The sequence below is a fragment of the Bacillus sp. FJAT-44742 genome, assembly GCF_002797315.1.
Lineage (GTDB): Bacteria > Bacillota > Bacilli > Bacillales > Marinococcaceae > Thalassorhabdus > Thalassorhabdus alkalitolerans.
Map to the genome: position 1 here is coordinate 1,499,334 of NZ_KZ454936.1, position 25,626 is coordinate 1,524,959.

Genomic DNA, 25,626 nt, shown 5'->3' on the forward strand with positions numbered 1-25,626 from the left:
ATAAATCAAATTCTTTACATAATAGAAAAGTACATTTTACGACAAAGGAGATCACTTATGCTTATTAGATTTGTTAGCTGCGTTCTGCTCTTTTTATGCTGTTTTCCGATTTCAGCAGAGGCTCAAAATGTGCAAACTTATAACGAGCCTCCTTTTGAACACTACCAGGTTAGCTCGGGAGATTCCTTTTGGTTTATTGCTCAGCGGTACGGAGTAGATTACAGAGAGCTAATGAGGTTAAATCCAGAAATAGCGCCCCAAAATATGCACATAGGTGAAGTAATAAGGCTTAAACCAGAAGCAGAACATCACAATCAATTCGAAGACCAAGTTGTTGAATTAGTGAACCAAGAAAGAAGCAGAAACGGACTTCAGCCGCTGACACACCGCGCAGATGTAAAAGATGTTGCTCATAAAAAAGCAGAAGATATGGTTAATTCAAATTACTTCTCTCATACAAGTCCTAATTACGGATCCCCATTTGATATGCTCCAAACCTTTGGAGTGGATTACCGTACAGCTGGAGAAAACATAGCAAAAGGACAAACCACACCAGAACAAGTGATGAACGATTGGATGGACTCTCCAGGTCACCGGGAGAATATCTTAAAACCTGAATTTGATTCCATTGGAGTGGGCTTTTATCACGGAGCATGGTGTCAAATGTTTACCGGTAACTAAAACACACAGCAGCCTGGCTTGGCTGCTGTGTTTTCATACGTGTCATACTATTTCTATAAGAATGTCACTTGAAAAATATATAGGATGGCTCATTTTTTAAAACTAATCAAAAATATAAAAGTAAATACAACATTTATAATCGTTAGAATCTTTGGAAACAGGAGTATTTAGAAGGAAAAGAAAGAAAACAAAAGTATTTATGATATGTAATCCGTTTTCATGGAATATGTTTTCGTTTTCATGGTTTATTTTCATTTTTGATATTAAGCTCAAAGAAGCGCATAATATCCATATAATCACATGAAAGAAGGGTTAATGAATGAAAAAGTATATCATTAATTATGTAAAAGCCGTTTTCGAACGTCACCAAGAAGAAGGCGCTCGTATGCTTAAACAAGCTCAAAAAAAATCAGCCTAACCCTGTCTATAACCTACATCTAACACTAATATTCCGTTACTAAATTCGATAATAGATAAATTTAAAGTAAAAGCCTTCCATGTCATCATAATGGAGGGCTTTTTTTGAAGTCTCACCGTGCTTATGGGGGTACGGGGGTTAATATCGTAATTATTACTAAATTTTTTCAATAAATGATAGGGAAAAGAGATATACTTTTTGCCTCACTAATTTATAGGTGATTACTGGAAATGTTACGAATAAAGCGACAAAATTCCTTTAATTCTCTTAAAATTTACAAAGAATTAATTGATTTTTACGTAATTGTCAAATAAAATGGACATTGTTACCCGATATCCACGTTTTTTAAACGTATTTTTCAGACTTTTCTTTTTGTGAAAAAATTAACACGTTCCCTATTGGAATTAAGATACATAAATAGTATGACACTTTATTACACAAAGGGAGGCGGCCATTCAGCTCATTTTTTTTAAGTACATTAGTAGAGAAATAAACAAATCAAATTTTTGGAGGGTTTAAGATGAAAAAGTGGATGATTGGTGTAACTGTGGCTTCTTCAGTAGGACTTCTGGCAGCCTGTGGAGGCGGTGACAATGGAGATGGAAATGGTGAGGAAGCCGGTGATAATGGTCAAGTAGATCAATTAACAATGGGTTTTGTCCCATCACAGGATGCTGATGAAATTGCTACTACCGTTGAGCCTCTTCAGGAGCGTTTAAGCGAAGAGCTTGGAGTTGAAATTGACGCAGAAGTTATGACAAACTACACTGCATTGGTTGAAGGAATGCGTACCCAAAACATTGACATAGGTTTTCTGCCTCCATTTGGATTTGTACAAGCTGAAGAACGTGCTGAGGTTAACGTGCTGTTGAAAGCTATCCGTCACGGCGATGATTCTTACTTGGCGCAATTTGTTGTCCGTGAAGATTCTGACATTAATGATATTGATGATATTATTAATTCTGATCCAGGAGAGCTTACTTGGTCCTTTGGTGATGTCACATCTACAGCAGGGTATCTATTCCCGGCATCTCACTTGATGGATCTGGGGATTGAAGAAGTTGATGAACACTTTGTTCAGCAGACAGTTGGCGGCCATGACAATGCTTTGCAGTCACTTCTGGACGGACAAGCTGACTTTGCAACTACCTTTGACGATGCTCGTGATAACTTTGCAGACGAGAATCCAGATATCTATGATGAACTCACAGTTATTGAATATACTGACCCTATCCCAAATGATACGATTTCCGTGCGTTCTGAAATGGATGAGGAACTAGCACAAGAAATTAAAGACGTCTTCCTTAGCTTTAATGATGACGAAGAAATGATGGAAGTTATGGATGAAGTATACAACTGGACTGGTGTGACTGAAGCTTCCTCTGAAGACTATGAAATCGTCCGTGAAACCTATGAGCGTTTTGAGGATGTTGTAGAGGAATAAATTATTTTCTTACATGCTATTTTCATAGTGAACAACCTGCTTTCATACGACAAGCAGGTTGTTACTTTGTTCAGAGAATTCCAGGACATAAGTTCGTTTCTTACTCTATGAACTTACGAACCGGGAAAGGTTCTTTCTGTTTTTCTATTTATATATAAAAGAGGTAGTTATGAAATGATTAAATTTGATAATGTATCGTTGACGTACCCTAATGGTCATAAGGGCTTAAAAAATATTAATTTAGAAATCCCTAAGGGTGAGTTTGTTGTTGTTGTAGGACTGTCGGGTGCTGGGAAATCAACGCTTATCCGCAGTATTAATCAAATGGTAAAACCAACAGAAGGAAAACTATTTATAGAAAATACGGATGCTCTTAAGGTAAACAGCAAGGGTCTTCGTCTGCTTCGCCGTGATATTGGAATGATATTTCAAAACTATAACCTGGTAAAGCGCTCAAGTGTTCTTAGAAACGTCCTGTCTGGACGATTAGGCCATACTGGTACTCTGCGCAGTATGCTTAACATGTTCTCACAGGAGGATCTTCAGTTTGCCATGCAATGTCTTGACAGGGTAGGGATTCAGGATAAAGCGTATCAACGCGCAGATACTTTAAGCGGCGGTCAGCAGCAAAGAGTAAGTATAGCCCGTTCCTTGTGTCAAAAGCCAAAGGTTATTCTTGCAGATGAGCCTGTTGCCAGTCTTGATCCACCGACAGCTCATGCTGTGATGGAAGACTTGCGTGAAATAAACAAAGAAGACGACATCACAATGGTTATAAATCTTCATGCTATTGACCTTTCCATGGAATACGCAGACCGGATTATTGGATTGCGGGAAGGAGAAGTAGTGTTTGACGGACCGGCTTCTGAAGTAAACGAGCAGACATTTGAAGATATATACGGTCGTCCTATTAAAGAAGATGATTTATTAGGCGAGGTTGAAAAAGAATGACAAAAGATTCTCAACATCAAAAACGCATTCCTGTCATACCTGCCTCTTCAAAACGAAATATAACAATGATCTTATTTGTCGTTGTAGCTTTATATATAGCTGCTGCAATTCAGACTGATGCGTACCCTGACAGAATTATTGAAGGCCTGCCTCATGCAATTAGTTTCTTTATTGATGATATGTGGCCGCCCAATTGGGGTTACTTTGAAAGTGTATTATTTGGCCTGCTGGAATCATGGAATATTGCACTGCTAGCCACCACACTTTCTGCAATTTTCTGTTTACCTATTGCCTTTATAGCAGCAGGAAATATAAATAAAAACTTTTTCTTCTATCATGCAACACGCCTGGCATTAAATGTACTTCGTACGATTCCGGATTTAGTATGGGCTGTTTTATTTGTAGCTATTGTAGGGTTGGGTGCTTTGTCAGGTATGATTGCCCTATTTTTTTTCTCACTCGGGATCTTAGTGAAATTTGTGAGTGAAACGATTGAATCAATTGATGAAGGACCTTTGGATGCTGTAAGGGCTACAGGGGGCAATATCTTTCAAGTCATTTGGTACGGAGCCATTCCGCAAATTCTGCCTCAGTATGTTTCGTATACACTTTATTTGCTTGAAATAAATGTAAGGGCATCTATTGTCCTTGGTTTTGTAGGAGCAGGCGGTATCGGCTTACTTCTAAATCAGCAGCTTGCCGTATTTAATTTTGGTAACGTGTCTATGATTATATTTGTAACGTTCATTGGCGTCACCATTATCGACACAATTAGTACGGTGTTTAGAAAGAGGTTAGTATAATGGCGACCAAATCAACAAAACATTATGATTTAAGAAACCCGAAACGCGCTAAATATTGGATGAATTTTTCTGCAATCGCAATTGTTCTTGTCGCTTTATATATTGTAGCGTTTTTATATACGGACCTTACGTACCGGGGTTCTGGTGCGTCAGCCCCTGAAATGTTAAACAGATTATTCATTCAGCCGTTTTTCGATGAATCTACAAGAGCTAATATTCCGACCAATATAGGGTTTATGATTGAAACGGTAGCCATTGCCTTTGCTGGAACGTTAATTGGAAGCATCTTGGCAATCCCGATTGGTTTTCTTGCTGCACAGAACGTATCGGGCCATTTTTCAAATATAGGTAAAGGGATTCTCAATGCTATCCGTGCCTTTCCGGAAATTATGTTTGCGATTATTTTCGTATCCGCTGTGGGAATGGGTCCGTATGCCGGTGTTCTCGCTATTACAATAAACTGTATAGGGATGCTTGGTAAGTTATATGCAGAAGTAATTGAAACCATCGACATGGAGATTGTCCAGACACTTCGCACAACTGGCGCTAATCCCCTTCAAGTCTTTTGGTACGGGGTCATTCCTCAGGTTATTCCTGAATTTTCTTCATATGGGCTTTACCGTTTTGAAATTGATGTACGGGCATCCTCTATTCTCGGTCTGGTTGGAGCAGGCGGTATCGGGGCTCCGCTCATTTTGGCAGCCCAGCAGCGGAACTGGGAAGATGTCGGGATGATCCTATATATAGTCATCATTACAGTAACTATAATTGATTTAATCAGTACAAACATCCGTAAACGTATAGTCTAGGAGGCATTCAAATGACAGTTGCTTGGAGCAAAGTGAAACTGGTAATCTTTGACCTTGATGGCACATTGTACGAAGATACCCACCATTTTGAATTTTATGCTGAAGAATTAAGCAAAAAGCTCAAACCGGAAAAAAGAGAGCTCTTCTGGAATGACTACCAATCCATTCTAAAAGGAAATCATCCGGTAGCTGTGGGAAAAATTTATGATGCAAAAAGAGACAGGATTCTTACAGTCAATCCTGAAAACAACAATGTTGTAAAAGTATTTGACTGGGAAGGCACAGAGCTTGACGAACAAAGCTATTACAGTGGTTCGCTTACTTATGACTTTGATCACCTCATTGCAATTGGGGATGGATGGTGGCTTCCGGTGGCTGCAGCGAAGCATTATGGTGTAGGAAGCACTTATGATTCGTACTGCAAAACAAAAGATTACATGCAGACAGACGAATTCACCTTTGCTGATAATCCTGGCTTGCGTGAAACACTATTGCACCTTGGAGAAAAAAAGGACCTTGTCCTTATAACGAACAGTCAGGCTGACGATGTAGAGCGCCTTCTTCTAACCTTAAAGTTACACGGTGTGTTTCCTGAAGTTATCTCCAGTGCCAAAAAGCCTCAAAACACAAGCAAACACTTTCAGGAACTCCTTTCACGCTATCATGTCAAGGCTGAGGAAGCTGTCTCCATTGGGGATAATTATTTAAATGAAATTGCCCCTGCAGAGCAAATGAATATGCAAGCTATTTTAGTAGATCCGACAGGAAAGGCAGAAGTTAGAGAAAACACTAAGGTAGTTTCTACTCTCTCTGAGTTGTTTGAAGAAATAAAAGCCTTGTAATATGGTGCCAGCACTCTATCGTAGTGCTGGTTTTGTTTGTCTTTTATATAATGGGTGAATAAGGCAGCAAGAGTATAGTATATAAAAGGGTGAATGAGATGATTGTAAGTATACTTGACCAATCTCCCGTGCTGGAAGGGAGTTCCCAGGCAAAAGCACTTGAAGAATCAAAAAAACTGGCACTTCTTGGAGAAGAGCTTGGGTACAAGAGATATTGGATTGCTGAGCATCATGATATGAAAGGACTATCCTGCTCTTCTCCTGAGGTTATGATTAGTTATATAGGAGCGTCTACCAAGAAAATCAGGCTGGGAGCAGGTGCAGTATTACTTCCCCACTATAAGCCCTATAAAGTTGCCGAAACCTATCACATGTTAGAAACCTTGTTTCCTGGAAGGATAGATATAGGAATTGGGAGGGCACCAGGGGGTTCGGCTGAAGCTTCGATGGCTTTGTCAGGAAATTACTTGGATAATGTAAAGAAATTTCCTGACCTATTAGATGAACTGCTGCATTTTTTAAGAAACGATTTTCCCGAGGATCATCTATATTCCAGTCTCAAAGCCTCACCTGTTCCTCCTTCCAAGCCTCAGCCCTGGCTTCTAGGCACGAATAATAAAAGTGCCTTGTTAGCTGCAGAGCATAAACTGCCTTATGTATTTGGTCACTTTATGAGTGATGCCGATGCTAATGAATGTATAAACACATATAAAACAAATAATACAGCGAAACCTTATGTTATTTTAACGGTAGCTGTCATATGCGGGGAAACGACTGAAGAAGCTGAGGAAATGGCATTAAGTTATTGGCTTTGGAAGGAAAAGATGGAAAAGGGAGAAAAGCTGCAGGGGGTTCCTTCGATTATGAAAGCCAAAGAGTATTTTTCAGGAAGAGCAGATAAAAGATCTGAAGGGAGAGAAAATGAAAAAGTAATTATTGGAAGTCCGGAAGAAGCAGGTAAAAAAATAAGTGAATTGCAACAACAAGTTAAGGCTGATGAAATCATGGTTGTTACGATTACTCCTACATATGAGATGAGAAGTAACTCTTATAAGGCAATCGCTAAAGCCTTACTCTAGTGTGTGGGTGTGAGAAAAACTAGGTATTCTAGGAGGTGCAGTTTGTGAATCAGACAGATTTGATAAAAGATTGGCGTCTTCACGCCGTCGTGTTTTTAATTGTTATTTTGACAGAAAGTATTGGAATTCATGAGTTTGCTGTTGGACCGGGAGTGATCATGCTTCTGCCAATGTTATACGCCATAGTGATTGGGCTGGGCTTATACTTTACTCCAATTATTAAGAAAAAGTCAGCCGACCGGGCTGAGCCTTTTATTGTCCTGGGCGTCACATTACTTATTGCAAAAATTGGAGTGATTATCGGACCATCTTTGCCTGAAATTATTGAAGCCGGACCTGCGTTATTACTGCAGGAGTTTGGGAATCTGGCAACGATTTTAATAGCTCTCCCGATTGCTATTTTGCTCGGTTTTAAACGAGAAGCAATAGGGATGACACATTCAATTGCTCGTGAACCCAACGTTGGCTTGATTATGGACAAATATGGATTCAATAGTCCGGAAGGCCGGGGAGTAATGGCTATTTACATATTTGGAACAGTTTTTGGTGCAGTATTTTTCGGTTTAGCCGCCGGATACCTCGCAACCTTAACACCGCTCAGCCCACTCTCTTTTGCCATGGCATCAGGGGTAGGCAGTGGAAGTATGATGGCTGCTGCAAGCGGTTCTTTAATTGCAGCCTTTCCAGAGTTCGAAGGATCCATCGCTGCTTTTGCAGGGGCCAGCAACTTATTGTCGCTATCAACCGGTCTGTATATTAGCATATTCATCGGTTTACCATTAACGGAGAAACTGTACAACGTAATGATGAAAAGAAAAAGTGAACAAGAAAAGAAAGGAGAGAGGTCATAATGCTGCGTAATATTCAAGAGTGGTCTCTCCTGTTAGGGATTTTTGGTCTTTCTGCATTATTTGGAAATTGGATGGGCTTTGACATTTTACCCTTTGATGCATTGCCTGGTATGCTTACACTTATTGTCATCGCTCTGGCTGGAATGATTGTCCAGAAATTACTTCCCTTTCAGCTTCCTAGTGTTGCCTACATAGGCCTTATAGGAGTACTCGTTTCTATGCCTTGGATTCCAGGGTCATCTTATGTGGTTGCTTGGACTGAACAAGTGGAACTCCTCGCCCTCACCACCCCAATTCTAGCCTACGCGGGAATTTCCATTGGCAGAAATTGGACAGACTTTGTCAGTCTTGGATGGCGAAGTATTGTAGTGGCTGTATTTGTTTTTCTTGGTACATTTATCGGTTCTGCTTTAATTGCTGAAGTGGTCCTTCGCATGCAGGGCATCATATAACATGTAAATAAGCTCAGATCCTTTTTCGGGATTTGAGCTTATTTTTTTATCCCAGGTATCAGCAAGTAGAGAGTATTTGATAAGTATTCTGGCTGGATTTGCATATCCCGTTAGGCTATAGTGCAAAATAGTTTATCTTTCCCTTCTTTTATTAGAAAATAAAAGACAAGCTTGTACTAAAGGAGGAATCAGCATGGCGTCAAGTCTTCAAGATACTGTTACATTACATAATGGGGTGCGCATGCCCTGGTTTGGGTTAGGAGTATTCAAAGTAGAAGAAGGAAAAGAAGTAATCGACTCAGTAAAGAACGCAATACAAACAGGTTACAAGAGCATTGATACAGCGGCTGTTTACGGAAATGAAGATGGGGTTGGACAAGGGATCAGAGAATCAGGAGCAACACGAGAAGATTTATTTATCACCTCCAAAGTCTGGAACGCAGATCAAGGATACAACTCTACTCTGGAAGCTTTTCAAACAAGCTTAAATAAACTTGGGTTAGATTATTTGGATTTATATCTCATCCACTGGCCCGTTGAGGGAAAATATAAAGAAACCTGGAAGGCATTAGAAAAGCTATATAAAGAGGGCCGTGTTCGTGCAATCGGAGTAAGTAACTTTCATATTCATCACTTAAAAGATTTACTGGAAGATGCAGAAATTAAACCTATGGTAAATCAGGTCGAATATCACCCTCATCTGACCCAGGAAGAACTTCTTGCTTTTTGTGAGGGAAAAAGCATTCAGCTGGAGGCTTGGTCCCCTCTTAAACAAGGAGAACTCCTCCGAGATGGAACCATAAAAGACATAGGAAAGAAATACGGAAAATCGCCAGCTCAAATCATATTGCGCTGGGACCTGCAAAATAAAGTAATAACCATACCAAAATCTGTGAATGAAGAGAGAATTAAAGCGAATGCAAATGTATTTGATTTTCAGCTTACTGACCAAGAGATGAATCAAATCTCTTCTCTTAATAAAAATGAACGGGTTGGCCCAGATCCAGATGATTTTGACTTTTAACAGCTGTTCTTATTTGCCTCAATGGTTTGGTTTCTTATTACTATCTTTCTCCAAAGGACAAAGGAACAAATAGGAAAGAGTATGCCTGAGCATGTTAAAGGATAACCGCAGCTGAATAATGGACTTTTTGGCTGACACTGAGAAAGAGATGGAGTGTGCAAATGGAAAGAAAAGTAATGTTGAATGATGTGGAATTTCTCGTTTCCGAATTTTACAAAACAGAGACTTCATACTCTCCAACTAAAATATCCTTTCGATTTCCTGTACATGGCGGCGAGGAGTATCATGATGTGACGAAACTGCTGTACAGTCCATCATTTACCGTAAAAGTCCCTGAAGATAATTTACAATTTACAGGCAATATAACCAAATACGCTACGACGTTGGCAGACTTCGCGGATGAGCAGCAAGTATCAATATTTCATCTTGAGCTTACAGAAATCAGCAAGTCAAAATAAAAGGGGGGATGAAAGTGGATTCTAACCAGAATAAGCGTCTTAATGATATTAAATTTTCGGTACTTGACCTTGCTCCAATTGTTGAGGGAAGTAATGCATCTGAAGCCGTCCAAAACAGCCTGAACTTAGCCAGGCATACCGAAAAGCTGGGCTTTCACCGTTACTGGGTTGCTGAACATCATAATATGCCTGGAATAGCGAGCTCTGCAACATCAGTCTTAATAGGCTATATTGCCGGCGGCACAAAAAATATTCGTGTAGGATCTGGCGGCATCATGCTGCCTAATCACGCTCCTCTGGTGATAGCTGAGCAATTTGGCACCCTTGAAAGTATGTACCCGGGGAGGATAGATTTAGGACTGGGAAGGGCCCCGGGCAGTGACCAGGTTACTGCTCATGCTCTTCGCAGGGACCTTTCCAGTAATGGAGAAGATTTTCCGGAGGCACTTGAAGAGCTTCGTTCTTATTTTGATCCTTCTCTAGGCAAAGGGTATAATCCAGTACGTGCTATACCGGGAGAAGGGTTGGATATCCCTATCTGGCTGTTAGGCTCAAGTGGCTACAGTGCTCAATTGGCTGGAAGACTAGGACTCCCATTTGCTTTTGCAAGCCATTTTTCTCCTGCGTATACTCTGCCTGCCTTACGGTTATACCGTCAGTCGTTTGTTCCTTCTGAAGAACTTAAAGAACCATATGCGATGGTGGGAGTGAATGTAATCGTAGCTGAAGATGAGGAGAAAGCAGAATGGCTTTCCACCTCTCAGCAGCAGGCTTTTTTAAGCTTAACAAAGGGAAACCCTACAAAGCTGAAACCACCAGTAGAGAATATGGATGAATTGTGGTCTGAGTTTGAAAAAGCTTCTATCTCCCAGCAGTTACGTTCAACGATTGCTGGCAGCCCGGAACGTGTAAAAACGGAGCTTCAGGATTTTCTGGATAAAACTCAAGCTGATGAAATGATTATAAACACTTCTGTTTACGACCATAAGGAACGGATAAAATCTTACGGCCTGTTAAAAGATCTTATTCACCCTGCATAGCAACATACCGACTAGCACTTTCTAAAAGTGCTAGTTTTTTCTAATTTTTAAAAGGAAAAGGCTGGACTTTGTCGAAGCTTGATTAAAGCAGAAACAGTCATACACACTCAAGGATAGTTGTTTTATTATCTCAGCTGCCAGGTACTGATGAACTTGCATAGGAGGGATAAGGTGAAAATGTTTTTTGAGATGTATAACCAGGAACTGGAAAAAATGAAAAAGAAGCAGGCAGTAGCTTCAGCTGCCAAAATGTTTGAAGACGCCAAGCTGGATCTTAATGAAATAAAACGGTACACCAATCTTTCCTTTGAAGAACTAAAAGAGCTCCAACAAACGGTCCAGAAAAGATCCTGAAAAGTTTTCAGGGTCTTTTTACATCTACCTTACAACTAGTTATAATAAGTCATATATATTTTATATATGGATTTTATTGCAGAAAGAGGTAGAAGCATGCCAAATTTTACTCCAGGCCAGATTGAAACAATGAAAGTCGCCGCTTTGCATCCTAATGGCTATACGATGACAAATGGTTCAAACGAAGTGTATCTTCAAGAGAACGAAACACAGGAAGAGCTTCAGGAAGGTGATACTGCTCAAGTGTTTCTTTATGAAAATAAACAAGGGAAGACCCAAGCAACAATGTACCTGCCAAAAGCGACATTACAATCATACGGGTGGGCTAAAGTAGTCAAGGTTGTAAAAAACCTGGGAGCGTTCGTAGATATAGGAATTTCAAGAGACTTTCTAGTGTTTGAGGATGATCTTCCTGTTTTAACAGAGGTATGGCCTTCCCCCGGGGATTATCTGTATGTCACCCTGGGACATGACAAAGAAGGAAGACTTACAGCGAAACCCATTACAGAACAAGAGGTAGAGGAAATAAGAAAGGATGCACCTATTGATCTCAGACAGCAAACATTGCAGGGCTGGGTATATCAGACAGGGAAAGTCGGTTCTTTTGTACTTACGGAAGATGGATACCGTGGATTTATTCATTATACAGAACGTAAAACAGAGCCCCGTTTAGGTCAGCAAGTAGAAGGAAGAGTGATTGCAGTCAAAGAGGATGGGACCGTTAATTTATCTTTGCGGCCACACAGGCTCGAGAGTATGGATGAGGATGCAGAAAAAATTTTGAACTATTTAATTCAACAGGGAGGCAAAATGCCTTTTGGGGATAAAAGCGATCCAGAAGACATTCGTTCTCTTTTTAATCTTAGTAAAGCAGCATTTAAGAGATCACTTGGTAAATTAATGAAAGAAGGAAAAATCGAACAGAAAGATGGTTTTACCTATCTAAAAGAATAACTGTTTTTTTACAGCTTAAATATTTATATAAAAACCATGTTATGTTTCCTTACACAAACCCTTTTGTTGACCAGAGTATGTGTTATCTTATTTATAACACATACTCACTTTCACAATTGGAGGGGTTTAAATGACAAGTACAAATAAGAAAAATCCTAATATTTTTACGATGATAGCTCTTACGTTTTCCGTTATGTTTCAATAAAAGATGTTTCATGAAAAACTGAACCTAATAGTCGTTTAGGTTCAGTTTTTTCTTTGAATATACAGATAGACATCAAAGAAAACAAAAGTCAGGTATAATAAGGGTACAACCATAGAGAGAAAAGGTGTGAACAGAGATGGGAAAAGGGTTAACAGGCAAGCGTGTTGCTTTGGCAGCATCCAGAAAAACAGAGGAAATGACCAGTTTAATAGAAAAGCAGGGAGGTACATGTATTGTCCGGCCGCTGCAGGGAACAGTCTTTCTTGCCGATAAACAAATAGAACCCGCTTTACAAACATTTGTTAAGCAAGGAGCAGATTGGGCGTTATTTACGACAGGGATTGGCACAAACACTCTTTTGGATACAGCAAGAAACCTGGATATTGAAGAACAGTTTTTACAAGTATTGCAGGATGCCAGTATTGCGACTCGTGGTTATAAAACAGTAGCAGCTTTAAAAAAAATTGGTATTAAGCCCGACGCCGTTGATGAAGATGGGACCACTCAAGGTTTAATTCAGGCCTTAAAAAAGGAAGATTTTTCGGGAAAGAAAGTGATGGTACAGCTTCACGGGATAAGTGCTCCTCCATTGATTGAATTTTTAGAAGAAAAAGGCGCTGATGTGTTGCAAATTTTACCATACCAGCACATTCCGCCAGAGGAGGATACCGTACATACATTAATACTGGAAATTATAAACAGAGAAGTGGATGCCGTATGCTTTACTACTGCCATTCAAGTGCATTCGTTGTTTCAATATGCGAAGGAAAATGAGTACTTAGAACAACTATTAGATTCTTTTGAACAGGACGTTCTTGCGGTTGCTGTTGGAAAAGTAACTGCAGAAGGAATGAAAGAAAATGAAATGACCAGGCTTCTCAGTCCTGATCTGGAACGAATGGGGGCTATGATCATAGAGCTATCCCGCTACTATGAGGGTCGGTAGAATAATGTAACGAGCCTGCAGACTGGTGAGAGTACCCTCTTACCAGTCTGTTTTTAGCCAATCACTCGAATTATCTACAAGAAGACGTATACCACATAAGAAAGATCTATGTAAAGCATGAATAAGAAACGGAAAGTAGAAAAAGAACACGATAAATGAATAAAATAAAAATACTTCTTGTCCTCCTTTCATAGTTATAAGAACTGTGGGGGGATGGAAGTACGATGAATACATTTTTGAAAGGTTCTTTACTGCTGATTGCAGCAGCTTTTATAAGTGAGTGTTTGGAGTTTGTCATAAATGTAGTGCTTGCAAGGGAGCTTGGGGAAGAGGGCCTTGGTCTTTATATGTCTATTTTACCCACGATTGTATTTCTTGTTGTGATAGCCAGCATGGAGCTTCCCGTTTCCATTTCAAAGGCCATTGCAGAAAAGGAGAAAATTTATCATAAAAGCATCCTTGAGCATACTATTCGTTTTACCGCTGCCTTTACGGTAGCATTCTTAGCGATTTCTATTATCGTTTTTCCGTTGATTCCCGTCTTTAACACGTACCATCCGCTTCTTCCTTGGCTGCTGCTTACCCTCATTCCTATTATAGCCCTGTCCTCTATTGCCAGAGGTTATTTTATGGGAGCCCAACATATGGGAAAGATAGCAGTTGCTAACTTTTTAAGGCGGGCCGTACAGCTCGTTTTGTTAATTGCTGTCTTTCAATTATTCCATTTTGACACTGACCTTGCCATTTTGATTGCTTTGTGCACTTTAATAGGGACAGAATTGGTAGTACTCGTTTATTTGGTCATTATGTTTGTTAAAGAAATAAAAGTCATGGATGAAAAGCCTTCGACCCCAGTGAAAAAAAGTTCTGTCTTACAAACTCTTTTATCGGTTTCTCTGCCTACTACGGGTCTTAGAATTTTTCATGCAGCGTCGTTTGCTATCAAGCCGTTTCTCATTAAAGCTGCTCTTGTTCGAGGGGGGATGGTAGAAGAAATGGCAATGGTGCAGTATGGAAAACTTGCGGGAGTAGCTTTTACTATAGGGTTTTTTCCAGCATTTATTGCTCATTCTCTCTTAATTGTCTTAATACCGACTGTTTCAGAGGCTTATGCTAAACGGGAAATACACGAGCTTAACCATCTGCTTAGAAAGATTATTGCTGCGACACTTCTATATTCTGTTCCGTCCGTGGCATTATTTTATTTTTTTTCAGATCAATTAACCAGTTTATTCTTTGAGGACTCGCCAGCCTCAGTATATTTACAGCTGCTTGTTCCCTATTTCTTTTTTCACTTCTTTGTTATTCCCATGCAAGCGTTTCTCATTGGGTTAGGACTTGTGAAAGATGCTTTTCTTCATTCAATCTGGTCCACGACTGTATCTTTTGTTCTTATGTTTGTACTCGGGTCAATGCCAAATCTTCAAATGGATGGAATTATTATAGGAATGAACACAGGGATTGTTATTCTTACCATCATGCATTTCTTAACAATTCGTCATAGAATTCACCTCACCCACGGAGTACGAAAAATATAAATAAAAGAGATGTTATGTAGCCTGCTTTTAAAAAATCCTCTCACACCTGTATTATTTTAAAGGAAAACCTCTCTATATGAAATTCTATAAGGGCTGCTCCGAGGTTGTCCTCAGCTTTCTATTTACACAGAAAGCATTTTGAGCTTTCAGGGCGGTATGACATTTTCTCCATTGCCGAGTCTTACCTAAAGGCTTGGCATATTTCTGTTTGTTTTACTCCCTAAGAGTAAACATTTATAATGAGAAAAGATGAAACAGAGGTAAAATTCTAGCCCGCGCTATGTTACCCTAAAAGGGAGACTATATTATACGGAGGACAAATATGAAATATTGGATTGCGTTCGCGCAAGCAGTAGATAACAAAGCAACGCTGCGAGTTAAAAGAACATTAAGTGAAGAAGAACTACATACTATTAATGCATGTAAAGATAAAATTTCCTTGTTTCAAGGGATCAAGTCCTTGTTTCAAATTACTGTAGGCAATTATTCCAGTTTAAAAAACAGCATTGGTAATCTTGAAAAGAAGATGAAAGAAGAGTCATCCTGGAATAAGGATACGGTGTTTTTGGAAATTAACAGGATGCTAGTTAATTATATTTCTACGGCAGCCATGTTTGAAAACCATGCAGAAAAGAGCATCCATGAAGAATACGGAGATGCAGCTCCGCAGCTGATCTCATTTAATGAGCAAAGAGATAAGGAATTTGATAATCATTTTGCTTATCGTTTTTTCTCTGAACTTCAGGCCTTTATTCAAGAGAAAGGACTTCCTAAAGGAAGAATCAAACCTAGCGGGGAAAGTGAAGAAAGTCTTCCAAAAATGATTTATATTAAAGATTCCCTGTTGCTACCTGATTTTGAATGGGATGAAAAAGTTGTAGAAGATTTTCGGGATAAGCCAAAAGCCTTTGATATTTACCCTGATTTAGATCAAAATTATCATAGCTTAATCAGGGTTTATCAGCGTGTGCTTGCTATTTTGGCAAAAGAAACGATCAAAGCTATTGGAACGTATAACAAGCTCATTGGTGAATTTCATCAAGAGTTTGAAGAAGAAGGGGTTCTCGTTGTCGTTCAAGGTGAGTTAAAAGGTGACGGAACAGAAAAGCTTATTAACTTGCCCGGAAGAGAAATTAAAGACACAATTGATGAACTGAAGCGATTTAAAATATTAAAGGACAAAGACTCCTAAAACAAATTAAAACTGCCAGTTATTGCGGCCAGGCTGTTGAGAAACTCTTCTCAACAGCCATTTTTTTTGAATTATTAACTCGATTACTAAGATAAATAAAGAATAATTAAGATAACTAAACCACTAAAAATACTATTAACACTTTTCATTCGGTACAGACGGACGCTTTTACCTAAAGGTACAAGTGCGTCATCCGTTCAAGCTACTTTTCATTCGCATGAACGGTGTCTTCTATGCCGCGGGCAACGCTTCAGCTTCCTCGGAAACACCGCCCTGCAAAAAAGGTGCAAACCACCTGGATGTAAGGGATTTGCGATCTTCTTTAATAACAAATAAATATTTTTACAGAAAGAGTAATCCTTTGATTTAGAAAACCAGAGGGTATCTCGACAATCAGCCCGCCATAACTGACGTTTTTTTATTTTAACCTTTCCAATCTTTAGAGAAGGTTAGAAGAATGAATCTTTGTATTGCCGAATAGGCTGGTAAAAGTAACATGACCAGAGCAAGGGGGACAAGCAAATGCAGATTCATGTAGTTTCTCCAGGAGAGAGCCTGTGGCAGGTAGCCCAAACATATAACATCCCATATGAAACGATTGTGGAAGTAAATCAGCTCCCTAATCCAGATCGATTAGTTGTAGGCCAGGCAATTGTGATTCCTGTTGAGGGGAGATATCATATGGTTCAGCCCGGGGAAAGCGTATGGCATATTAGTCAGCAATACGGGATACCCGTTGAGGAAATAGTGCGAGGAAATAATATACAGTTTCCACATCTTGTACCGCCAGGCTCTGTGCTGTATATTAATGATCATTCGCGCCAGCTGCCGACAGTTGATGTTGGGGCTTACGTGGATCTTCAAATTACAGGGGAAGATTCCCCAGCAGTAGTTGATGAGGTTGGTGAATATTTATCTTTTTTACAAATTTTCAGTTATGAGTTGAATGCAGATGGATCGCTTACACCAATAGACGATCAAGCAATCATACAAACAGCTTATGAAAATCAAATCGTCCCATTGATGGTGATTACAAATATTGAGGACGGCCAATTCAGCCCGGAAGTAGCTACAGCGGTCCTTCAAAATGAGGAGCTTCAGAATCGCCTGCTTGAAGAAGCTGTCTCGATAATGGAGGAGAGAGGCTATCTGGGACTGGATTTTGACCTGGAATACTTAGGGGAAGAAAACAGAGAACAATATAATGAACTCATGAGAAAAGCAAGGGTATTGATGGACGAACGAGGCTTTTTCCTGTCTAGTGCACTGGCTCCTCAGGTGGAACCAGGTATGGAAGGTATTCTTTATGAAGGACATGATTATGCGGCTCACGGTGAAATCGCCGATTTTGTCTTTTTAATGACATATGAGTGGGGGTGGACGGGGGGGCCTCCTATGGCTGTCGCACCCATTAATGAAGTACGCCGGGTGATTGAGTATGCAGCTTCTGTAATGCCCAATGATAAAATTATGATGGGAATTCCTCTTTACGGATATGACTGGCCACTGCCTTTTGAAGAAGGGGTTACGAGGGCTACTGCAATTGATCATCAGGAAGCTATAGAACTAGCGGTCACATACAATGCGGCTATCGAGTATGATGAAGAAGCTCAGTCACCGTTTTTTACGTATTATGATGAAGAAGGCAACCTGCATGAAGTCTGGTTTGAAGACGCAAGAAGCATACAAGCTAAATTTGATTTAGTGAAAGAGTTTGGGCTGAGGGGGTTTTATTACTGGGTGTTAGGCTGGGAATTTCCTCAAAACTGGCTTCTCTTAGAAGCAAATTTTGAAGTAAATAAATATGTTTAACCACTGTTTGCCGGCTGCTAAAAAAGTTATTTACATTCTCTAATGAGAGTGTGTCAGTAGGATATTCATATGAAGTGAATAAAAAAGGCAACATGAGTTATGAGACAACTCAACCTAAGAATAGTATATAAATGTTGACACCTTTGCATATTAATGTTTTAATAAAATTAATCTTGATTTCAAGATATATTTTTTAAGGATATGGTCTTATGAACACTAACAACGAGATTCCGGAAAGAGATCCATCACTTAAAGCACTTATTGTATTATCAAGGACTCAGCATGCAGTTGAAGAGAAGATTAAAGAAGATATAAAAACATACGGGTTAAATCCAACAGAGTTTGGAGTGCTGGAGCTTCTTTATCACAAAGGTCGCCAACCGATTCAACGAATTGGCGAGAAAATTTTGTTATCAAGTGGAAGTATTACGTATGTGGTTGATAAGCTGGAGACCAAAAACTATCTTATTCGGAAACCTTGTCCAAAAGACCGAAGAGTCACATATACCGAGATAACAAACGAAGGCAAGGAGTTAATGGACAAAATTTTTCCGGCTCATAAAAAGGTGATACAAGAAATCTTTTCCACTCTTGATCATAAGGAAAAAGAGCTGCTGATCAACTTGTTAAAACGAGTCGGTCTTCCGCTAAGACCCTAAATCAAATATAAAGAGAGCAGGAAATATTGGATCACCTGCTCCTTTAAATGATACAAGGAACAGGCATGTTTCACTGTTCATAGTTTTATAAGAAAATGAAGTTTAAAAAATTTTACCCTTGTATCTTGAATTTAAGATAAATGAATTTGGGATTTATTTTTGTTAATTAAGGGTAACTATGTAACTGTGTAGTTATTTTGATAATCCGGCAAGAATATCTAAATGTTTTTGCTGATTATATAAATGTTCTCCCCATAAGCAAAATACAGCGGACACTCATCCATTACTATTGCATTTTGCTTTCTCTTATCAATGAAATTAGGTAAGGGGAGAGGAAAGATTTCAAATTATTTGAGTGGCAGGTGTAAAAATGGGGATATTAGACTTATTTAAATCAAAAAGGAGAGATTCAGAAATGGCAAAAGCAAATGTTGCAGTTATTTATTACAGTTCCACAGGCACTAACTATAAGCTTGCACAATGGGCAGAGGAAGGTGCAAAAGAAGCAGGGGCTGAAGTAAAACTATTCAAAGTATCTGAAGTTGCACCAAAGGAAGCAATTGAATCTAATCAGGCTTGGAAGGACCATTATGAAGCAACGAAAGATGTACCGGAAGCTTCCCTGGAAGATCTTGAATGGGCGGATGCAATTATATTCAGTATGCCGACACGCTTTGGAAATGTTCCGTCTCAGCTTAAGCAATTCCTGGATTCTACTGGTCCCCTTTGGGCTAACGGAAAGCTTGTAAACAAGGTAGTGAGCGGAATGTCTTCTGCACAAAACCCACATGGCGGGCAAGAAGCGACTATTAAAGCCTTATACACAACTATGATGCACTGGGGTGCAATCATTGCAGCGCCAGGATACAGCGATCCGGTTACATTCGCGGCCGGCGGTAATCCTTACGGAACAAGTGTAACAGTTGACCAAAATGGTGAAATGAAAGAGGACGTAAAAGATGCTGTAAAACACCAGGCAAAACGTACAGCTACAGTTGCAGAATGGGTTAAGCAAGGACAGCAGTAATCGCTTGCGTACCAATTGACTTAAGCAGGGTTAAGCCCTGCTTCTTCTATTTTTTGCTTGATACAGGTCCTGCAAAGGCTTCTATGTTATACTATTCAAAGCATTGCTATTTTTGGATTTGGAGGCCTTTAATGGTTAAATCAGTAGACAGAGCATTGCGGATTATTTCTCTAATCAGCAAGCAAAAAGAAGGAATGGGAGTTACTGAACTTGGAGAACGACTTGGAATAAGCAAAAGCTCTACTTATAAATTATTATCGACACTTACTGAGCACAGATATATTGAACAGGATGAAGTAACGAAAAAATACCGTTTAGGATACAAGTATCTGGAATTAAGTGCACTTCTACTAGAATCTATGGATATTCGATCACTGGCAGCTCCATTTTTAAAAGAAGTAGAGGCAATAACCAATGAAGTTGTACATTTGGTTGTCTACGATCAAGGAGAAATTGTCTATATCGAGAAGCTTGAAGGAAACGAAATTTTGCGTACCCATTCAAAGGTTGGGAGAAGAGCACCTGTACATTGTACTAGCGTGGGAAAAGTAATTCTTTCTCACTTGGAAGACCGTGAAGTAAGAAATATATTAACGAAACAAGGTATGGCAGTTCACACAGAAAACACGATTACATCTATTGATGAATTTCTTAAAGAAATACATAAAGTGAATAAACAGGGGTTTGCCGTGGAAAAGGAAGAAAATGAAGTAGGGATTACTTGCATTGCTGCGCCCATTTTTGATAACAGAGGTAAGATTGCTGCAGCGGTCAGTATATCAGGACCCTCGATAAGAATGGCTGATAAGCGTTTACAAGAGTTAAAGCCATTAATTATGAAAACAGGAAAGCAGATATCCAACCGGTTGGGTTATGTAGAATAATAACCAGAAAAGCACAGTCTTTCATTAGACTGGCTTTTTTTATGCATTTAAAAACTTGTCGAAAGTTGTTTATTTTTTGCCTTGATTAGAAATTTTCAAAAAATATATTGCGTTGGCAAACTAACAATGATTTAATAAAAGTATACTTAACATATATCAGACATCTGATGACTGACCGGAGAGGTGGTGGAAGGGTGAACATTGAAAAGATTTCAAAGAAGAAGGTCTCGGCTATCGTAGTGGAGCAAATTGAAGACATGATTACGTCTGGCAAGCTGCAGCCTGGTGAGAAGCTTCCTTCTAATCGTGAATTATGTGAGTTGTTTGATGTAGGGCGTTCGGCCGTGAGGGATGCTATAAACACTCTAGCTGGAAAGGGTGCAGTGTACGTTAAACAAGGAGAAGGTACATTTATATGTGAATTTGATTCTACTAAAGTCTTCAAGCAGACCGCCCTTATTGCTAGCTCAAAGAATATAAGGGAGTTATTTCAAGTAAGAAAGATCTTAGAAACTGGAATTGCTGAAACAGCAGCGCAACATCGCTCACCAGAAGATATCAAGGAAATTGAGATTCTTATGGATAGTCCGTTAGATGGCTGGGAGGCAGATTTTAAATTCCATTTGACAATTGCCAAAGCTACAAAGAACCAAATCATCATCCAGCTGCTTGAATTTATTTCAGCCACGACGAAACAGGCTATGAAAGATTTTCATGATTATATTCAACAGGATCCTGAAAACTTACGAATTATTCTCGATCAACATCTAACTATTCTTGAAGCAATTAAAACAGGTGATTCAAAACAGGCAAAAGAAGCAATGAAGGAACATTTAAATTATGTTGAAGGCCTGCTATATGAGATTTTTTCCGAAGAAACGACAGCATGATGTGTAAGCGCTGTTATATATATTTTATCAAATAAAGAAACATGGTTTCCTATTACGAAACAAAGAGGTGTGAAAATGATTACTTCCAATTTATTAAGCGACTTGCGGGGATTGCTTCCTGAGACTGAAATTGAAGAAAGTGGCAATCCAAATCATCTATTAGGGAATGACGGAGATATCGTCATTTATCCTACATCAGAAGAAGAAATTTCCCAGATTCTTTCTTATGCAAATGAGAATAACAAGAAGGCAGTAATAAGCGGTATGGGGACGAAAAGAGGATACGGTGGGGTAGAGGAAGCTGCAGATATCTTACTATCTTTAACCAACTTCAAAGGGATCGTTGAACATACTGTCGGAGATATGACTGTTACCGTAAAACCAGGTACTCCGTTTAAAGAACTTCAGGAACATCTCGCAAAGCATGATCAAAAAATCGCATTAGACCCTCCATTTTCTGACTTTGCTACGATTGGAGGTATCATTGCTGCAAATGAAAGCGGTCCCAAAAGGCTTGGCTACGGGTCGGCAAGGGATTTAGTTATAGGATTAAAGGTCGTTTACCCAAACGGTGAAGTGATTCGTACAGGGGGCAAAGTGGTGAAAAATGTTGCCGGGTACGATATGAATAAATTGTTTATTGGTTCGATGGGGACCCTAGGTGTTTTATCAGAAATTACACTAAAGCTTCGCCCAATACCTAAACATGAAAGCTTGGTACTCCTATCTTTTGAAGAATCTTCTTTAGAGAATATCAAACAGTTAGCTGTTAAAATTCTGGATTCTTTAATCGAACCCGTCTCCCTTCAACTATTAAATCCTTCGGCTGCAGAGGAAATGACCGGGAAGTCAAATTATACTCTCGCTATTGCATTTGAGGATGTTGAAAGCTCGGTTAAATACCAGGAAGATTTTATTAAAAACCTACAGCCAGAAAACACATCCTTCACACTTCTTCAAGAAGAAGAGGCAAAGGAATTCTGGCAGAAGTTCAGCAACCTGGCTCCAAATGGAATAATGACCATCACAGGTAATGAAACAGAAGCTGCTTTAAAAGTTGGTGTCAAAAACCTGGACGTGTTCAAAGTAATAGGAGAATGTGAGCTGTTAGAGGAAGGATTTAACGTTAAAGTTATCAGCCATGGCGGCCTTGGCCATGGGCTGAGTGAGGTAATTATAAAAGGTGCAAGTGAAAACGTCCTTGCAGCCATTCATAGCCTGCGAGAGTCAGTGAAAGAATTAAAAGGGTATGCAATTGTGAAATATCTTCCTTTATCAATGCGTCAAACAATGAATGTCTGGGGTGACACACCCTCTTATTTCTTTCTTCTGGAAGGAATAAAAACAAAAATAGATCCAGCCAAAACGTTAAACCATAAACGTTTCCTAGGAGGTTTATAACATGAGTATTAAAGAAAAAGAAGTTCTTCAGGATCCGCCATGCAGTTCCCAAAGTCTTGGAAACTACCTCTGGGATGATAAGCCCGATCCAGATAAATGGGCTGATTGTGTGCACTGCGGAATGTGTCTTGAATCTTGTCCAACCTATGAAATCACCGGGCAAGAGCAGCATTCACCTCGCGGCAGAGTTCATCTTATTAAGTCAGTCGCTGAAGGAAAGCTGGAAGTGAATGAACAATTTCTCGATCCCGTATTTGCCTGTCTGGACTGTCGGGCCTGTACAACTGCTTGTCCGGCAGATGTAGATGTAGGCGGGCTCATTGAAGAAGCCAGAGGTCAGATCCGTCAGGCCATGCCTCTAACTGGCTGGAAAGGCCAGGTAAGTAAGTTATTCCTTAAAGGTTTGTTTCCACATCAAGAGCGCTTGAATTCCATCGGAAGCCTGTTAAAATTCTATCAAAAGAGCGGGGTACAAAAGGTTGTACGAAAAACGGGACTCATGAACGTGATGCCGCCACATCTTGCACAGATGGAAGCGATTATGCCTGACGTTAAACAGCCTGTACGAAAGAAATATAAGGATGAAGAAATTGTAAAAGCAAAAGGCGAAGCAAAAGGTGAAGTTGCATTCTTAACAGGGTGTGTAATGGATGTCATGTTTAGTGATATTAATGATTCTACTGTTAACGTTCTGACAAGAAACGGAAACGATGTAGCCATTCCGAAAAATCAAACCTGCTGCGGAGCCCTTCATGTTCACGCAGGTGATCGTGATACAGGCCGAAAGCTTGCTAAGCAAAATATAGAAGCCTTTAAAGATGCCGACACGATTGTAGGTAATGCTGCAGGCTGCGGTTGTATGCTGCAGGAATACCCTGAGCTTTTCCATGAGGACCCAGAGTGGAAAGAAAAAGCAGAAGAATTCTCTGCTAAAGTGGTGGACGTTTCCAAGTACCTCTATGATACCGGTTACGAAAAGCCAAAAGCGGAAATTAACACTCGTCTGACGTACCATGATGCTTGTCACCTCGCACACGGACAGGGAGTAAGAAAAGAACCGAGAGAGCTTCTTATCGATATTCCAGGTGTTGAAATGGTTCATATGCCTAATGCTGATCGTTGTTGCGGAAGCGCCGGTGTATATAACATCACAAATCCTGAAATGGCTGATGCTGTTCTTGAAAGCAAAATGGAAAATGTGCCGGATGATGTAGAAATGATTTCTATGGGGAACCCAGGCTGTATGCTGCAAATGGCTATGGGGGTTCAGAAGTATGGACGGAATCAAAAGATAGTCCATACCATTCAGCTCCTTGATTGGGCTTACCAGAAAGAGGACAAAAAAGGGAGGGGAAATAATGTTTAGCACAAAGAAAAAAATCAAAACAAATGACAAGCACATTAAGAACCTTGCAGCCATAGCAGGCGGGGCCGACTCTATTCTTTACCATAAAGAAGACCTTCTTGCCTATGACTGCGATGGATTTGTCATTCACAAACACCTTCCAAAAGCAGTTGTTTTTCCGAAAAATACTGAGGAAGTTGCAGAGCTGGTAAAATACTGCTCTGCAAACAACCTTCCTTTTTTGGCCCGCGGGGCAGGTACTGGACTAAGCGGCGGCGCGATTCCAGTCAATGGAGAAGTGGTAATCAGTCTCGTCAGAATGAAAAAGCTCTTAAGCGTGGACCTTGAAAATAGAAGAGCAGTGGTAGAGCCAGGCTATATTAATCTAAAACTGACTAACTCAATTTCTGATAAGGGGTATTATTACGCTCCTGATCCATCCAGCCAATATTGCTGCACCATTGGTGGAAATGTTGCTGAAAATGCAGGAGGGGCTCACTGTTTAAAGTATGGGGTAACAACAAATCATATTTTGGGTTTGGAAGTAGTCATGCCAAACGGCGAAATCGTGGAAATTGGAAATGATGGGATTGCCGATGCTCCAGGCTATGATCTATTGGGCTTGTTGACAGGATCTGAAGGCACTCTAGGCATAGTCACAAAAATAACGGTAAGGATTTTGAAAAACCCTGCCGCCAAACAAACAGTGCTTGCTTATTTTGATGATGTAGCTGATGGAAGCCAGGCTGTCTCTGACATTATATCAGCAGGGATAGTGCCCGCAGCCCTTGAAATGATGGATAAAATTGCTATTGAAGCAGTTGAGGCAGCTGCGTTTCCGGTAGGACATCCAAAAGACATTGAAGCACTGCTGCTCATTGAAGTAGATGGAATTGCAGCAGGGATTGATGAGCAGATTGACCAGATTCTCGATGTTTGTAAAAAGAGAAATGTCCGAACCGTTAAAGTAGCACAAGATGATCAGGAACGAGCCAGTTGGTGGGCAAACCGGAAAACAGGGTTTGGAGCCATGGGAGCCATTTCACCTGATTATCTCGTACAAGATGGGGTAATTCCACGGAGCAAACTGCCTCAGGTTCTAAAACAGATTAATGACATCAGTGACGAGTATGGCTTGCGAATTGCTAACATTTTTCACGCAGGTGATGGGAATCTCCACCCTCTCGTATTATTTGATTCTGCGAAACCAGGAGAAACCGAAAAAGCACTTGCAGCGGGAAGTGCCTGCCTGCAGGTTTGCGCAGATGTAGGTGGTTCAATTACTGGCGAGCATGGTGTCGGTATTGAAAAGAAAGAGGAAATGCGTTTTATTTTCACAGATAAAGAAATTAAAGCTCAAACAGATGTTAGAGAGGTATTCAATCCATCTAACCTATTGAATGCAGGGAAGCTTTTCCCTTCTCCTGGCCGTTGTGCTGAAGTAAAGAAGGAACTGAAAGAAGCAGCAACGACATAGAAGAGAGATAGCGAAATTTTGAGAATATTATTGAATATTAAACGCTTTCATGTTAGAATTTAGGAAATTAGAACGATAGGAAACAATGTT

25 protein-coding genes are annotated in these 25,626 nt (G+C 39.9%); all 25 read left to right on the forward strand.

Annotated elements, in window-relative coordinates; genetic code table 11:
• The first annotated feature begins 57 nt into the window (after positions 1-57).
• The 25 genes from CEF17_RS07445 (at position 58) to CEF17_RS07565 (ending at position 25,536) form a co-directional block, all read left to right on the forward strand.
• Positions 58-681: a CAP domain-containing protein gene (locus CEF17_RS07445; protein ID WP_100398977.1), complete on the forward strand. Its 624-nt coding sequence runs from the start codon at positions 58-60 to the stop codon at positions 679-681.
• A gap of 938 nt (positions 682-1,619) precedes the next feature.
• A complete protein-coding gene (locus CEF17_RS07450; RefSeq protein ID WP_054636038.1) occupies positions 1,620-2,543 on the forward strand; it encodes a phosphate/phosphite/phosphonate ABC transporter substrate-binding protein in 924 nt (307 codons plus the stop codon).
• Positions 2,544-2,717: 174 nt separating this feature from the next.
• On the forward strand, positions 2,718-3,494 hold the full coding sequence (gene phnC / locus CEF17_RS07455) for a phosphonate ABC transporter ATP-binding protein (RefSeq protein ID WP_100398978.1): 777 nt from the start codon (positions 2,718-2,720) through the stop codon (positions 3,492-3,494).
• Positions 3,491-4,297 carry a phosphonate ABC transporter, permease protein PhnE gene (gene phnE, locus CEF17_RS07460; RefSeq protein ID WP_054636040.1) on the forward strand — a complete coding sequence of 269 codons (807 nt, stop codon included), beginning with the start codon at positions 3,491-3,493 and terminating at the stop codon, positions 4,295-4,297. Before phnC ends, phnE (CEF17_RS07460) begins: the two co-directional genes overlap by 4 nt.
• A complete protein-coding gene (phnE, locus tag CEF17_RS07465; RefSeq protein ID WP_054636041.1) occupies positions 4,297-5,106 on the forward strand; it encodes a phosphonate ABC transporter, permease protein PhnE in 810 nt (269 codons plus the stop codon). Before phnE (CEF17_RS07460) ends, phnE (CEF17_RS07465) begins: the two co-directional genes overlap by 1 nt.
• A gap of 11 nt (positions 5,107-5,117) precedes the next feature.
• Positions 5,118-5,948, forward strand: a complete 831-nt coding sequence (locus tag CEF17_RS07470; protein WP_100398979.1) for an HAD family hydrolase — start codon at positions 5,118-5,120, stop codon at positions 5,946-5,948.
• Between the two features lie 98 nt (positions 5,949-6,046).
• Positions 6,047-7,027 carry an LLM class flavin-dependent oxidoreductase gene (locus tag CEF17_RS07475; protein WP_100398980.1) on the forward strand — a complete coding sequence of 327 codons (981 nt, stop codon included), beginning with the start codon at positions 6,047-6,049 and terminating at the stop codon, positions 7,025-7,027.
• A gap of 44 nt (positions 7,028-7,071) precedes the next feature.
• A complete protein-coding gene (locus CEF17_RS07480) occupies positions 7,072-7,878 on the forward strand; it encodes a DUF3100 domain-containing protein (protein WP_100398981.1) in 807 nt (268 codons plus the stop codon).
• Positions 7,878-8,330 (forward strand): hypothetical protein, encoded by a 453-nt coding sequence (locus tag CEF17_RS07485; protein ID WP_100398982.1) that lies wholly within the window; start codon positions 7,878-7,880, stop codon positions 8,328-8,330. Before CEF17_RS07480 ends, CEF17_RS07485 begins: the two co-directional genes overlap by 1 nt.
• 193 nt (positions 8,331-8,523) lie before the next feature.
• The gene (locus tag CEF17_RS07490) at positions 8,524-9,354 is read left to right on the forward strand and encodes an aldo/keto reductase (RefSeq protein WP_100398983.1); all 831 of its coding nucleotides are present in this window, start codon (positions 8,524-8,526) and stop codon (positions 9,352-9,354) included.
• Positions 9,355-9,515: 161 nt separating this feature from the next.
• A complete protein-coding gene (locus CEF17_RS07495; RefSeq protein WP_100398984.1) occupies positions 9,516-9,812 on the forward strand; it encodes a DUF3219 family protein in 297 nt (98 codons plus the stop codon).
• 8 nt (positions 9,813-9,820) lie between these two features.
• On the forward strand, positions 9,821-10,852 hold the full coding sequence (locus CEF17_RS07500) for an LLM class flavin-dependent oxidoreductase (RefSeq protein WP_100398985.1): 1,032 nt from the start codon (positions 9,821-9,823) through the stop codon (positions 10,850-10,852).
• A gap of 171 nt (positions 10,853-11,023) precedes the next feature.
• On the forward strand, positions 11,024-11,206 hold the full coding sequence (locus CEF17_RS07505; protein ID WP_100398986.1) for a hypothetical protein: 183 nt from the start codon (positions 11,024-11,026) through the stop codon (positions 11,204-11,206).
• A 96-nt stretch (positions 11,207-11,302) separates the two neighbouring features.
• On the forward strand, positions 11,303-12,160 hold the full coding sequence (locus CEF17_RS07510) for a CvfB family protein (protein WP_100398987.1): 858 nt from the start codon (positions 11,303-11,305) through the stop codon (positions 12,158-12,160).
• 341 nt (positions 12,161-12,501) lie between these two features.
• Complete coding sequence (locus CEF17_RS07515; RefSeq protein WP_100398988.1) at positions 12,502-13,311, forward strand: uroporphyrinogen-III synthase; 810 nt, start codon at positions 12,502-12,504, stop codon at positions 13,309-13,311.
• Positions 13,312-13,535: 224 nt separating this feature from the next.
• On the forward strand, positions 13,536-14,849 hold the full coding sequence (locus tag CEF17_RS07520; protein WP_100398989.1) for a polysaccharide biosynthesis protein: 1,314 nt from the start codon (positions 13,536-13,538) through the stop codon (positions 14,847-14,849).
• A 322-nt stretch (positions 14,850-15,171) separates the two neighbouring features.
• Positions 15,172-16,041 carry a hypothetical protein gene (locus CEF17_RS07525; protein ID WP_100398990.1) on the forward strand — a complete coding sequence of 290 codons (870 nt, stop codon included), beginning with the start codon at positions 15,172-15,174 and terminating at the stop codon, positions 16,039-16,041.
• A 522-nt stretch (positions 16,042-16,563) separates the two neighbouring features.
• A complete protein-coding gene (locus tag CEF17_RS07530; RefSeq protein ID WP_100398991.1) occupies positions 16,564-17,853 on the forward strand; it encodes a glycosyl hydrolase family 18 protein in 1,290 nt (429 codons plus the stop codon).
• A 209-nt stretch (positions 17,854-18,062) separates the two neighbouring features.
• The gene (locus CEF17_RS07535; protein ID WP_100398992.1) at positions 18,063-18,512 is read left to right on the forward strand and encodes a MarR family winged helix-turn-helix transcriptional regulator; all 450 of its coding nucleotides are present in this window, start codon (positions 18,063-18,065) and stop codon (positions 18,510-18,512) included.
• Between the two features lie 415 nt (positions 18,513-18,927).
• The gene (gene wrbA, locus CEF17_RS07540; RefSeq protein WP_100398993.1) at positions 18,928-19,539 is read left to right on the forward strand and encodes an NAD(P)H:quinone oxidoreductase; all 612 of its coding nucleotides are present in this window, start codon (positions 18,928-18,930) and stop codon (positions 19,537-19,539) included.
• A gap of 131 nt (positions 19,540-19,670) precedes the next feature.
• A complete protein-coding gene (locus CEF17_RS07545; RefSeq protein WP_198508922.1) occupies positions 19,671-20,423 on the forward strand; it encodes an IclR family transcriptional regulator in 753 nt (250 codons plus the stop codon).
• Between the two features lie 194 nt (positions 20,424-20,617).
• Positions 20,618-21,313 carry a FadR/GntR family transcriptional regulator gene (locus CEF17_RS07550; protein WP_100398994.1) on the forward strand — a complete coding sequence of 232 codons (696 nt, stop codon included), beginning with the start codon at positions 20,618-20,620 and terminating at the stop codon, positions 21,311-21,313.
• Between the two features lie 75 nt (positions 21,314-21,388).
• Positions 21,389-22,714, forward strand: a complete 1,326-nt coding sequence (locus tag CEF17_RS07555) for an FAD-binding oxidoreductase (protein ID WP_100398995.1) — start codon at positions 21,389-21,391, stop codon at positions 22,712-22,714.
• Position 22,715: 1 nt separating this feature from the next.
• Positions 22,716-24,080, forward strand: a complete 1,365-nt coding sequence (locus CEF17_RS07560; protein ID WP_100398996.1) for a (Fe-S)-binding protein — start codon at positions 22,716-22,718, stop codon at positions 24,078-24,080.
• Positions 24,073-25,536, forward strand: a complete 1,464-nt coding sequence (locus tag CEF17_RS07565) for an FAD-binding oxidoreductase (RefSeq protein ID WP_100398997.1) — start codon at positions 24,073-24,075, stop codon at positions 25,534-25,536. Before CEF17_RS07560 ends, CEF17_RS07565 begins: the two co-directional genes overlap by 8 nt.
• Positions 25,537-25,626 lie beyond the last annotated feature (90 nt).